Annotated in this window: 10 protein-coding genes; 4 read left to right on the plus strand and 6 right to left on the minus strand. The window is 70.6% G+C overall.

Annotation, left to right across the window (positions count from 1 at the left end; translation table 11 throughout):
- The first annotated feature begins 13 nt into the window (after positions 1–13).
- The 3 genes from pta to pyk all read left to right on the plus strand — a co-directional run bounded on the left by pta (position 14) and on the right by pyk (position 4,853).
- Positions 14–2,104, plus strand: a complete 2,091-nt coding sequence (gene pta / locus AB0N31_RS05450; RefSeq protein WP_366057041.1) for a phosphate acetyltransferase — start codon at positions 14–16, stop codon at positions 2,102–2,104.
- On the plus strand, positions 2,101–3,333 hold the full coding sequence (locus AB0N31_RS05455; protein ID WP_366057042.1) for an acetate kinase: 1,233 nt from the start codon (positions 2,101–2,103) through the stop codon (positions 3,331–3,333). The genes pta and AB0N31_RS05455 overlap by 4 nt, the downstream gene beginning before the upstream one ends.
- Positions 3,334–3,422: 89 nt before the next feature.
- Positions 3,423–4,853 carry a pyruvate kinase gene (pyk, locus tag AB0N31_RS05460; protein WP_366057043.1) on the plus strand — a complete coding sequence of 477 codons (1,431 nt, stop codon included), beginning with the start codon at positions 3,423–3,425 and terminating at the stop codon, positions 4,851–4,853.
- A 110-nt stretch (positions 4,854–4,963) separates the two neighbouring features.
- Here the strand turns inward: pyk and AB0N31_RS05465 are convergent, their stop codons facing one another.
- The 4 genes from AB0N31_RS05465 to AB0N31_RS05480 all read right to left on the minus strand — a co-directional run bounded on the left by AB0N31_RS05465 (position 4,964) and on the right by AB0N31_RS05480 (position 9,361).
- A complete protein-coding gene (locus AB0N31_RS05465) occupies positions 4,964–6,358 on the minus strand; it encodes a hypothetical protein (protein WP_366057044.1) in 1,395 nt (464 codons plus the stop codon).
- The gene (locus tag AB0N31_RS05470; protein WP_366057045.1) at positions 6,348–6,959 is read right to left on the minus strand and encodes a DUF6114 domain-containing protein; all 612 of its coding nucleotides are present in this window, start codon (positions 6,957–6,959) and stop codon (positions 6,348–6,350) included. Before AB0N31_RS05470 ends, AB0N31_RS05465 begins: the two co-directional genes overlap by 11 nt.
- A 145-nt stretch (positions 6,960–7,104) precedes the next feature.
- The gene (locus tag AB0N31_RS05475) at positions 7,105–7,737 is read right to left on the minus strand and encodes a DUF6230 family protein (RefSeq protein ID WP_366057046.1); all 633 of its coding nucleotides are present in this window, start codon (positions 7,735–7,737) and stop codon (positions 7,105–7,107) included.
- Positions 7,738–8,386: 649 nt separating this feature from the next.
- A complete protein-coding gene (locus AB0N31_RS05480; protein ID WP_366057047.1) occupies positions 8,387–9,361 on the minus strand; it encodes a tetratricopeptide repeat protein in 975 nt (324 codons plus the stop codon).
- A 213-nt stretch (positions 9,362–9,574) separates the two neighbouring features.
- Between AB0N31_RS05480 and AB0N31_RS05485 the strand changes: the two genes are divergently transcribed.
- Positions 9,575–10,237 carry a TetR/AcrR family transcriptional regulator gene (locus tag AB0N31_RS05485; RefSeq protein WP_366057048.1) on the plus strand — a complete coding sequence of 221 codons (663 nt, stop codon included), beginning with the start codon at positions 9,575–9,577 and terminating at the stop codon, positions 10,235–10,237.
- Here AB0N31_RS05485 and AB0N31_RS05490 read toward each other — a convergent pair.
- On the minus strand, positions 10,234–11,934 hold the full coding sequence (locus AB0N31_RS05490) for a methylmalonyl-CoA mutase family protein (RefSeq protein WP_366057049.1): 1,701 nt from the start codon (positions 11,932–11,934) through the stop codon (positions 10,234–10,236). The two genes, AB0N31_RS05485 and AB0N31_RS05490, sit on opposite strands and share 4 nt — an antisense overlap.
- A gap of 75 nt (positions 11,935–12,009) precedes the next feature.
- Entirely contained in the window at positions 12,010–12,348 is a 339-nt protein-coding gene (locus AB0N31_RS05495) for a DUF3817 domain-containing protein (protein WP_366057050.1), read from the minus strand.
- Positions 12,349–12,393: the final 45 nt, after the last annotated feature.

Below are 12,393 nucleotides of genomic sequence, written 5' to 3' on the forward strand. Positions count from 1 at the left end.
ACGGAGAGCACGCGTGACGCGCAGCGTGTACGTGACCGGGATCGACCGCGGCGACGGCCGTCAGGTCGTGGAGCTGGGGGTCATGGAGCTCCTGACCCGTCAGGTCGACCGGGTGGGCGTCTTCCGCCCCCTGGTCCACGACGGGCCGGACCGCCTGTTCGACCTGCTGCGGGCCCGCTACCGACTGGCGCAGGACCCGGGGACCGTGTACGGCATGGACTACCACGAGGCGTCCGCCCTCCAGGCCGAGCGGGGCGTCGACGAGCTGGTGTCCACGCTCGTGGACCGCTTCCACCGCGTCGCCCGGGACTACGACGTCGTCCTGGTCCTCGGCACCGACTACGCCGACACGCAGTTCCCGGACGAGCTGTCCCTGAACGCGCGCCTGGCGAACGAGTTCGGCGCCTCCGTGATCCCCGTCGTCGGCGGCCGCGGGCAGAGCGCGGAGTCGGTGCGCGCCGAGACCCGCAACGCCTACCGCGCCTACGTCGGCCTGGGCTGCGACGTCCTCGCCATGATCGCCAACCGGGTCGCCCGCGAAGACCGCGAGGAGATCGCCGCGAAGCTCGCCTCCCGGCTGCCGGTGCCCTGTTACGTGCTGCCCGACGAGCCCGCCCTGTCGGCGCCGACGGTGGCCCAGGTCAGCAGCGCGCTGGGCGCGAAGGTGCTGCTCGGCGACGACTCGGGCCTGGCCCGCGACGCCCTCGGCTTCGTCTTCGGCGGTGCCATGCTGCCGAACTTCCTGCACGCGCTGACGCCCGGCTGCCTGGTCGTCACCCCCGGTGACCGGGCCGACCTGGTCGTCGGCTCGCTCGCCGCGCACAGCGCCGGCACCCCGCCGATAGCGGGCGTGCTGCTCACCCTGGGCGAGGTGCCGAGCCAGGAGGTCCTCACGCTCGCCGCCCGCCTGGCGCCCGGCACGCCCGTGCTGTCGGTGGCCGGCAACAGCTTCCCCACGGCCGAGCAGCTGTTCTCCCTGGAGGGCAGGCTCAACGCGGCCACCCCGCGCAAGGCGGAGACCGCGCTCGGCCTCTTCGAGCGGCACGTCGACACCGTCGGCCTGCTGGACCGCGTCTCCGCGCCGAGCAGCGACCGCGTCACGCCGATGATGTTCGAGCACAAGCTGCTGGAGCAGGCCCGCTCCGACCGCCGCCGGGTCGTCCTGCCGGAGGGCACCGAGGAACGGGTGCTGCACGCGGCCGAGGTCCTGCTGCGCCGCGGGGTGTGCGACCTGACGCTCCTCGGCCCGGTCGACCAGATCCGCAAGAAGGCCGCCGACCTCGGCATCGACCTGGGCGGCTGCCAGTTGATCGACCCGGCCACCAGCGAACTGCGCGACTCCTTCGCCGAGAAGTACGCGGGCCTGCGCGCCCACAAGGGCGTCACGGTGGAGCTGGCGTACGACGTCGTCTCCGACGTGAACTACTTCGGCACGCTGATGGTCCAGGAGGGTCTCGCCGACGGCATGGTGTCGGGCTCCGTGCACTCCACGGCCGCGACGATCCGGCCCGCCTTCGAGATCATCAAGACCAAGCCGGACGCCGACATCGTCTCGTCCGTGTTCTTCATGTGCCTCGCCGACAAGGTCCTCGTCTACGGCGACTGCGCGGTCAACCCCGACCCGGACGCCGAGCAGCTCGCCGACATCGCCGTCCAGGCGGCCGCGACCGCCGCGCAGTTCGGCGTGGAGCCGCGGATCGCCATGCTGTCGTACTCCACGGGCACCTCCGGCTCTGGCGCCGACGTCGACAAGGTGCGCGAGGCGACGGAGCTGGTACGGCGGCGGCGTCCCGACCTGAAGATCGAGGGTCCGATCCAGTACGACGCGGCCGTGGAGCCGACGGTCGCGGCGACCAAGCTGCCGGGCTCCGAGGTGGCGGGTCAGGCCAGCGTGCTGATCTTCCCCGACCTCAACACCGGCAACAACACCTACAAGGCCGTGCAGCGGTCGGCCGGCGCGATCGCGGTCGGCCCGGTGCTCCAGGGGTTGCGCAAGCCGGTCAACGACCTGTCCCGCGGCGCCCTCGTCCAGGACATCGTGAACACCGTCGCCATCACGGCGATCCAGGCCCAGTCCTCCGAGCAGAAGGTCTCCCAGCAGTGAGCGGCACGCGCGTCCTCGTCCTGAACTCCGGTTCCTCCTCGGTGAAGTACCAGCTGCTCGACATGAGCGACCGCAGCCGGCTGGCACAGGGGCTCGTCGAACGCATCGGCGAGCAGACCTCGCGGCTGCGGCACACGCCGCTCGCGACGGGCGTGTCCCGCGAGTGGAGCGGGCCCGTCGCCGATCACGACGCGGCCCTCAAGGCCGTCGCCGAGGAACTGGCCAAGGACGGACTGGGCCTGGACTCACCGGAGTTGGCGGCGATCGGGCACCGGGTGGTGCACGGCGGCAAGCACTTCACCGAGCCGACCGTGATCGACGGGAGGGTGCTCGCGGAGATCGAGCGGCTGATCCCGGTGGCGCCGCTGCACAACCCGGCCAACCTGACCGGGATCCGCACGGCGCGGGCGCTGCGCCCGGACCTGCCGCAGGTCGCCGTCTTCGACACCGCCTTCCACACCACGATGCCGGAGTCGGCGGCGCGCTACGCGATCGACGTGCGGACCGCCGACGAGCACCGCGTCCGCCGCTACGGCTTCCACGGCACCTCGCACGCGTACGTCTCCCGCGCCACCGCGGAACTGCTGGGCAGGGCGCCGGAGGAGGTGAACGTCATCGTGCTGCACCTCGGCAACGGCGCGTCCGCCTCCGCCGTGCGGGGCGGGAAGTGCGTCGACACCTCGATGGGCCTCACCCCGCTCGAGGGCCTCGTCATGGGCACCCGCTCCGGAGACGCCGATCCGGCCGTCATCTTCCATTTGGCACGTGTTGGCGGAATGTCCATCGACGAAATCGACACTCTCCTCAACAAGAAGAGCGGCCTGATCGGCCTGTGCGGCGACAACGACATGCGGGAGATCGGGCGGCGGATCGACGAGGGCGACGAACAGGCGAAGCTCGCCTTCGACATCTACATTCACCGTCTGAAGAAGTACATCGGCGCCTATTACGCCGTGCTGGGCCGGGTGGACGCGGTGGCGTTCACCGCCGGGGTCGGCGAGAACGCGGCGCGGGTGCGCGCGGCGGCGGTCGCGGGCCTGGAGACCCTGGGCCTGGCCGTGGACGACGAGCTGAACGCCGTACGGAGTGACCGGTCGCGGCTGATCTCGCCCGCGGACGCGCGGGTGAAGGTCGCCGTGGTGCCCACGGACGAGGAACTGGAGATCGCCACGCAGACCTACGCGCTGGTCGAGCGGAATCGATATGCGGCTCCGCCGCGTGGCAACTGAGCAGGAAAGCAACTGAGCGCGTTCCCGCCCATTTGTATCTTCCGCCAGACGGAATATTCCGCAGCGAAACAAACCGATAGGATCGCCCCATGCGCCGTTCGAAAATCGTCTGTACTCTCGGCCCCGCGGTCGACTCCCACGAAATGCTCGTGTCGCTGATCGAGGCCGGCATGAACGTGGCCCGCTTCAACTTCAGCCACGGCTCGCACGCCGAGCACCAGGGCCGGTACGACCGGGTCCGGGCCGCCGCCAAGGAGACCGGCCGGTCCATCGGTGTCCTCGCCGACCTCCAGGGCCCGAAGATCCGCCTCGAGACCTTCGCCGAGGGGCCGGTCGAGCTGGTGCGCGGTGACGAGTTCACCATCACCACCGACGACGTGCCCGGCGACAAGACGATCTGCGGCACCACCTACAAGGGGCTGCCCGGCGACGTCTCGCGCGGCGACCAGATCCTCATCAACGACGGCAACGTCGAGCTGAAGGTCCTCGACGTCGAGGGCCCGCGGGTGCGGACGATCGTCATCGAGGGCGGCGTCATCTCCGACCACAAGGGCATCAACCTGCCCGGCACGGCCGTCAACGTGCCCGCGCTGAGCGAGAAGGACATCGAGGACCTGCGGTTCGCGCTGCGCATGGGCGCCGACCTGGTCGCGCTGTCCTTCGTCCGCGACGCCAAGGACGTCCAGGACGTGCACCGCGTCATGGACGAGGAGGGCCGCCGCGTCCCCGTCATCGCCAAGGTGGAGAAGCCCCAGGCGGTGGAGAACATGGAGGACGTCGTGATGGCGTTCGACGGCGTGATGGTCGCCCGTGGCGACCTGGCCGTCGAGTACCCGCTCGAGAAGGTCCCCATGGTGCAGAAGCGGCTCATCGAGCTGTGCCGCCGCAACGCCAAGCCGGTGATCGTGGCGACCCAGATGATGGAGTCGATGATCACCAACTCCCGTCCGACCCGCGCCGAGGCCTCCGACGTGGCCAACGCGATCCTGGACGGCGCGGACGCGGTCATGCTGTCCGCCGAGTCGAGCGTGGGCGCGTACCCGATCGAGACCGTCAAGACGATGTCGAAGATCGTCGCCGCGGCCGAGACGGAGCTGCTCTCCAAGGGCCTCCAGCCGCTCGTGCCGGGCAAGAAGCCGCGCACGCAGGGTGGTTCGATCGCGCGCGCCGCGTGCGAGATCGCCGACTTCCTCGGCGGCCGGGGCCTGGTGGCGTTCACCCAGTCCGGCGACACCGCCCGCCGCCTCTCGCGCTACCGCGCGACCCAGCCGATCATCGCCTTCACCACCGACGAGGGCACCCGCAACCAGCTGGCGCTCAGCTGGGGCGTCGAGTCGCACATCGTGCCGTTCGTGAACAGCACCGACGAGATGGTCGAGCTGGTGGACCAGGAGATCCTCAAGCTCAACCGCTTCAACCCGGGTGAGACCGTGGTCATCACCGCCGGCTCGCCCCCCGGCGTCCCCGGCACCACCAACATGGTCCGCGTCCACCACCTGGGCCAGGGTTCCCGCGACTGACCCGGTCCGGCCCGCGGCCGGCCCCCGTACGAACGGCGCTGAGGGCGCCCCCTGGTTCAGGGGGCGCCCTCAGGCGTTGTGCGGCTCCCGGAAGGGACTGCGGGGGACGGCTACTCGGTGTTGTAGAGGTGCATCCCCGGTATGTGGAGGTCGCCGCCGAACTGGCCCGCCTGGACGACCTTCACCTTGGTGAAGTAGATCAGCGGGATGTTCAGCGGAGGCGGGTTCTCCGGGTCGAACGTCACCGGGATCAGGCCGAACAGGTTCCCCGAGATGCTCTCGGTGTACATGATCGTGTCGCCGTTGCGGATGGTCGACGTCGTGCCCGGGCCGGCCTGGACGTGGTAGGTCACGCCCGCCCGCTCGTCGCTGACCGTCTGGTGCAGGTCGCCGATGTCGGTGCCCTCGGAGATGACGTACTTCAGGACCTTCTTCCTGGTCCCGTTGGCCGTCTTCACCTCGACGATGCCCTGGTAGTCGGCGCCCTTGAGGAGCAGCGAGCTGGCGTTGAGGTACCACGGGTCGTCCGGCAGCGGCGTCTTGTTGTCGATGCCGCTCTCGTCCTCGGTGGCGACCGGGCAGTCGTCCACGTCGGTCGTGGCGCTCTCGGACGGGCTCGGCGAGGCGGTGGCGTCGGCGGCGTCCGCGGCCGTCTCCTCCGCCTTCTTCCCGGTGTCCGCCACCGTGTCGCCCGCCTTGTCGGCGGTGTCCTTGACGGCGTCGCCGGCGGCGTCGGTGGTGCCCTTGCCGGAGCCGGCCGAACCGGAGTCCGCCGACCCGGTGTCGGAGCCGGTACCGGTGTCCGTGTCCGTCGCCGTGTCACCGGTGCCCGTCGAGGCGGTCTCGGAGGCCGACGGGGTCGGGCTCGCGGTGGCCGTCCCGGTGGCGTCCTTGCCGTCGAAGAGATCGGTGATCGTGTCGCCGATCGTCTCCAGCAGGTTCTTGTCGGTCTCGGACGGCGAGGGGGCGGCCGTCGGGGTGTCGGCGGAGGTCTCGGACTTCTGCGGCTCGGAAGCCTCGGCCGAGGCCGCCGGGGCGGGCTCGGTCACGTCGCCGGAACCTGAATCCGGCGACGTGGAGCCGCCCGAACCGCTCGTGCCGCCGGAGGAGTCCGAACCGCCGCCCGTCGCCCCGTCCCCGGAGCCGGACGCGGAGTCGTCCTTCGTGCCGTCCGCGGCGTCGTCCGCGGACCCGCTCGCGCTCTGCGAGGCGGACGGCGTGGGTGACGCGGAGGGGTCCTGCGCGTCCTCCAGGGCCGCGACGCAGTCCTTGTACTCGTCGACGGTGAGGCTCTTGGACGCCGGCTGGTCCTCGGCGTTGGCGAGGGTCGGTGTGAACCCCATGCCCATGAGGACCGCGGTCGGCATGGCCGCCAGGGCTATCGCCTTGCCGGCCGGCATGTGGAACCTGGTGAACAGCGGCTTCTTGGGTGCCGCGTGGCGCGGCCCGGTTCTCACGCGGGCAGCGTCCACATCGCTCCCGGTGGTCACCTCGTCAGCCGGCACTGTGCCTCCCGTTCGCCCCGTTCGCCGGGCTCGTTCCTGACAGTTCGTTCGGCTCGTCCGTGCCGCCGGCGTCCTTGGTGAGGGCCGGGCCCGTGCTGTACGGGTTCTCGGCGGGACCCGCCGGGGCGGCTCCCGCGTCCTGCGGGAAGGCGGCCGCGGGCGTCGTGCCCGTGCCCGGATTGCCGCCCGGCGCCTGCTCCGCCGGCGGTGCGCCCGGCGCCCAGGAAATGGCCATCGCTCCGCCGATCAGGGCGAAGAGGAAACCGACGAGGAAGCCGCCGAGGTTGGACACCGGGATGGAGACCAGTCCCAGCAGGATCGCCGCGACACCCGCGAAGACCCGTACGTGCTTCTGGAACCACAGGCTGACGCCCAGCACCACCAGCAGCACACCGATGATCAGCGAGCCGGCGCCGGCGGTGGTCGCCATCGCCAGCGTCAGGTGACCGATCTGGAGGTGCGCGTACGGGAAGTAGGCGATGGGGAGCCCGCTGATGAGAACGAACAGGCCGGCCCAGAACGGCCTCGTGCCCCGCCAGGCGCGGAACTGCTGCCTCCGGTGGTCGAACTGGCCGGGGGCGACAGGGGTCTCGGCGCTCATGGAAAACAGCTCCCTGGTGCGGCGTTGCTGTGGTGGTTGTCCTGCGAGGGGGACCGGCGCCCACGACTGGACGGGCGCTCCGGTCCGGACGGGTGAGACTGGACGGGCGGGGGCGCCACCGGCTCCCCCGCCCGTCAGAGAGTGCTTAGTAGCACTCCTTGACACCCGTCGACAGCGACATCTTCAGGCCGCTGAGCTTGAAGGTTCCGGCGGTGGTGGCCCACGCCGTCTGCTTCACGTCGGTCAGGACGGCCGACTCGGCCTCCTGCGCGAACCCGAACGGGTTCGCGGTGTCGCCGTCCTTGATGCCGGGACCCTTCTTCAGGTCCTTGGCGGCCACACCGATGTCGATGTTCTTGAACGTCGCGTCGGCCGCGAGGTCCTCGACGTCGATGAAGAGGTTCTCGGCCTGGACCGGGGTGTCGCCACCGCCGGCCTTCAGCGTGAGGCTGACCGAGCCGAGCAGCGGGATGTTCGGCGTGACCACGGACTGGCACATGTTCGTGATCGACGCGCTCTTGAACCCGGAGACGGCGACGGGGTGAGCCGTCTTCTTGCCGTCGAGGGTGTAGCCCGAGTCGATCGCGCCGTACTGCGAGAAGCCCGTACCGACGAGCTTGTCCGCGGTGACCTTGAACGACTGACCCGAAACGCTGAACGACGCGGCGAGCGCACCCTGCGCGAGGGCGACGCCTATGCACGCCGTGGCGGCGACGCTGGGCACCATGACCACAGCGAACCGCTTCCATCTGGTCCCGCCACGCACCTGGGACTCCATATTTCCTCCTTCTCGGACGTACATCTCCTGGCCCTGACTCGCCCCCGGAACGGCGGCTCAGCCGGGCAGGGATGGGAGAAGTGCTACGTCCTCGGGAAGGGGAGCGCCTGTACCCGGAGGCGCGAACCGCGCCCGGATCACCGGCGATCACCCCCGAGCGACAACCACTGGTCGCGCCTGACACGCATCACGCACAACCTTGCTGGACAGGCTTCACCGTGGCGAAGACCCCCCTGCCCAAGAGCCGACGCCACTGCTGCCGTCGTCTCTGCTCGGTGGGGACCCAGGAAAACCCGTTGACCCAACCGGCTGTCGGGGTACGGGAACGGACCGAGCGTGGCCGATCGTGGTGCATTCTCGCCGCCCGCACAAGGGGGTTCGTTACTCGCTAGTAACGGCCGGATAACCGAACAACGACCCACCGGTCTCGACCGGCGACGCTCGGTGGCAACCATGCCCAGGACAAAACTGTTGATCGCTGGACAGAATCCGACAGAACAACGGCCCTGACTTACTGCCAGTAACAGCGGCCGCGATTACCAAGATTTGGTAAAGCGCGGCCGCGGCGGAACCGTGTCGGTTGAATTTTCCCCACGGGCGGCACCGGCTCCGACGTTTAGCGACTGGTCAGAACCGGGCGCCCGCCCTGCTAGAAGAGGGCGCGCGCCAGCGCCCTGCGCGCCGCGGCCACCCGCGGGTCGTCCGGCCCGACCACCTCGAACAGCTCGAGCAGCCGCAGCCGTGCGGCGTCCCGCTCGTCACCCGCCGTCCGGGCCACGGTGTCGATGAGCCGCCCGAAGGCGTCCTCGACGTGTCCGCCCACCAGATCGAGGTCGGCGGCGGCGATCTGCGCCTGCGCGTCACCCGGCTTGTCGGCGGCTTCCCTGCGCACCCGCTGCGGGTCCATGTCCTGTACCCGGTACAGCAACTCGGCCTGCGCGAGCCCGAGTTTGGCCTCGGTGTTGCCGGGGTCGTCGGACAGCACGTTCTGGTACGCGCGCACCGCCCCGCCGAAGTCCCCGGCGTCCAGGGCCTGTACGGCGGCCTCCAGCAGGGCGTCGTACGGGCCGGCCGGCGCCTCGGTGGCCTCGGCGCGCTCGCCGGGCCGGGCCTCGGGATCGACGGTGAGGCCGGTCAGGCCGAAGCGCTGCTCGGCGACCTGGATGAGCTGGTCGAGGGTCTGGCGGATCTGCGTCTCGCCGGCGGCCCCCTGGAAGAGCGGCAGCGCCTGCCCCGCGACGACGGCGAAGACGGCCGGGATGCCCTGCACCCCGAACTGCTGCATCAGCATCTGGTTGGCGTCGACGTCGATCTTGGCGAGCAGGAACCGCCCGTCGTACTCGACGGCGAGCCGCTCCAGCACCGGGCTGAGCTGCTTGCAGGGCTGGCACCACTCGGCCCAGAAGTCGATGACGACCGGGACCTCGGCGGACCGCTGGAGGACCTCCCGCTCGAACCCGGCCTCGTCGACGTCGATGACGAGGTCCGCGGGCGACACCGCCCCCGTCCCGCCCTGTCGGGCGGCTTCGGCCCGGGCCTGCTCCGCCTTCGCCTTGGCCTCCTGGGCCGCCTTCACCGCGGCGAGGTCGACGACTCCGCTCATGGACATGTTCCGTGGCTGCATGCGTCTATCCTCCCCCGTCCGCGCGTCTGCGTGAAAAGCGATCGGAAATGAGCGCCGGGGTCCCCACCCCGCGTCGTCCGGTCGCGACTCGTGTACGTCCGTTCACGAGCTTTCGCTACGAGTCGTAGCGTAATACCGCGGGGGCCCTTCCCGCCGCCCCGTCCCGGTGATCTCCCTCACGACCGCACGGAATCGGCCGGATATGGTCGGAGCATGCAGAGCCGCACGCCAGCCAGCCGTACCGGACGCCCGCGCAGCGCCGCCGCTGACACCGCGATCCTGTCCGCGACCCGGCAGGCACTGGTCGAGCTCGGCTGGTCCAAGCTCACGCTGGGGGACGTGGCGACCCGGGCAGGGGTGGCCAAGACGACGCTCTACCGCCGCTGGTCCGGCAAGAACGAACTGGTCGTGGACGCGGTCGCGGAACTCTTCGGCGAGCTCGAACTCCCCGACCGGGGCAGTCTGGCCGCCGACATCGAGGGCGTGGTCCTGCAGTTCGCGGCGATCCTCGCCCGCCCGGAGGCCAGGAGTGGCCTGATGGCGGTGGTCGCGGAGTCCACCCGCGACGACGCCCTGCGCGAACGCATCCGCGCGTCCATCGTCGACCCCCAGAAGGACCTGGTCCTGGAGGGCCGGGCCCGCGCGCAGACCAGGGGGGAACTCCCGCCGGAGACGGACCCGGCGGAAGCGGCCCGCACGATCGACCTGATCTTCGACGTGGTCGCGGGTGCGGTGGTCCACCGCACCCTGGTCAGCGCGGAACCGGCGGACGAGGAGTGGGTGGGGGACCTCACCAGGCTGCTGCTGCACGGCCTGGCGGGACCCCCGGCCGAGGCCGGCCCGTCCGGCGCCACCGGCCCGTCAGGCCCGTCCTAGAAGCCCGCGGGCTCCGTGTACACCCCCCACTCCTCCCGCAGCACCCCGCAGATCTCCCCCAGCGTCGCCTCCGCCCGCACCGCGTCCAGCATCGGCCCGATCATGTTGGACCCGTCCCGCGCGGCCGCCAGCATCGCGTCCAGCGCGGCCCGCACGGCCGACTCGTCCCGGGCGGCCCGGCGGGCACCCAGCGTCCGCACCTGCTCCCGCTCCACCTCGTGGCTGACCCGCAGGATCTCCAGGTCCCCGGTCACCGATCCGGTGTGCGCGTTGACCCCGACGACCCGCTTCTCGCCCTTCTCCAGCGCCTGCTGGTACCGGAACGCGGACTCCGCGATCTCCCCGGTGAACCAGCCGTCCTCGATGCCCCGCAGGATCCCGGACGTCACGGGCCCGATCGGGTGCCGCCCGTCGGGATGCGCCCGCAGTCCCCGCTCCTTGATCCGCTCGAAGATCTTCTCGGCGTCGGCCTCGATGCGGTCGGTCAACTGCTCCACGTACCAGGAACCGCCCAGCGGGTCCGCGACGTTGGCGACGCCGGTCTCCTCCATCAGCACCTGCTGCGTGCGCAGCGCGATCTCGGCCGCCTGCTCCGAGGGCAGCGCGAGGGTCTCGTCCAGGGCGTTGGTGTGCAGCGAGTTGGTGCCCCCGAGCACGGCGGCGAGCGCCTCCACGGCCGTGCGCACCACGTTGTTGTACGGCTGCTGGGCGGTCAGGGAGACACCGGCGGTCTGCGTGTGGAACCGCAGCCACTGCGCCTTCTCGGACGTGGCCCCGTAGACGTCCCGCATCCACCTGGCCCAGATCCTGCGCGCGGCGCGGAACTTGGCGATCTCCTCGAAGAAGTCGAGGTGCGCGTCGAAGAAGAAGGACAGGCCGGGGGCGAACACGTCGACGTCCAGCCCGCGGCTGAGCCCCAGTTCGACGTACCCGAAGCCGTCCGCCAGCGTGTACGCCAGCTCCTGCGCGGCCGTCGAGCCGGCCTCGCGGATGTGGTAGCCGGAGACGGAGAGCGGCTTGTAGTCGGGGATGCCGGCGGCGCAGTACTCCATGAGGTCGCCGATCAGGCGCAGGTGGGGCTCGGGCTGGAAGAGCCACTCCTTCTGCGCGATGTACTCCTTGAAGATGTCGGTCTGGAGGGTGCCGTTGAGGACGGCCGGGTCGACGCCCTGCCGTTCGGCGGCGACGAGGTACATGCAGAAGACCGGTACGGCCGGTCCGCTGATGGTCATCGAGGTGGTGACGTCCCCGAGGGGGATGTCCTTGAACAGCACCTCCATGTCGGCCGCGGAGTCGATGGCGACCCCGCAGTGCCCGACCTCGCCGAGCGAGCGCGGGTCGTCGGAGTCACGGCCCATGAGGGTCGGCATGTCGAAGGCGACGGAGAGGCCCCCGCCGCCGTTGGCGAGGATCATCTTGTAGCGCTCGTTGGTCTGCTCGGCGTTCCCGAACCCGGCGAACTGCCGGATGGTCCAGGTGCGCCCCCGGTAGCCGGTCGGGTACAGCCCGCGGGTGTAGGGGTACTCCCCGGGCCAGCCGATCCGCTCGAAGCCCTCGTAGGCGTCCCCGGGCCGAGGCCCGTACACCGGCTCCACGGGATCGCCGGAGAGCGTGGTGAAGTCTGCGTCGCGCTTGCGCGCGGCGTCGTACCGGGCCTGCCAGCGTCGGCGGCCTTCCTCGATGGCGTCAGCGTCCATACACTCGAATTTACTAGGACGTCCTAGTAAATGTCGATGGGAGACCGCCGTACACCTGCGTACGGCGGTGCGGGGTTACGCCTTGGCGACCGCCGGCGCTTCCCCGGCGGCCTTGGTCTCCAGCTCGCGCGTGACGTTCCGCTCCACGAAGAACGCGGCCGTCGGGACGGTCCCGGCCAGCAGTACCCAGAGCTGCTTGCGGACCGGCCACCTGGCCTTGGAGCCCAGGTCGAAGGCGAAGACGAGGTAGACGACGTAGAGCCAGCCGTGGGCGATGGAGACGACCCGGGTGGCGTCCGCGGCACCGTCCAGGTGCAGGGCGTATTTACCGATCATGCACAGGCACAGCAGGACCAGGAGCACACCGGTGACATAGGCCATGACGCGGTAGCGGGTCAGCACGCTCTTCTTCATGCCGTCGAGCGTAACCAGGCGTTCCGGGCGATCTTGCCCCGGGTC

It is taken from the genome of Streptomyces sp. NPDC051051 (assembly GCF_040682975.1).
Lineage (GTDB): Bacteria > Actinomycetota > Actinomycetes > Streptomycetales > Streptomycetaceae > Streptomyces.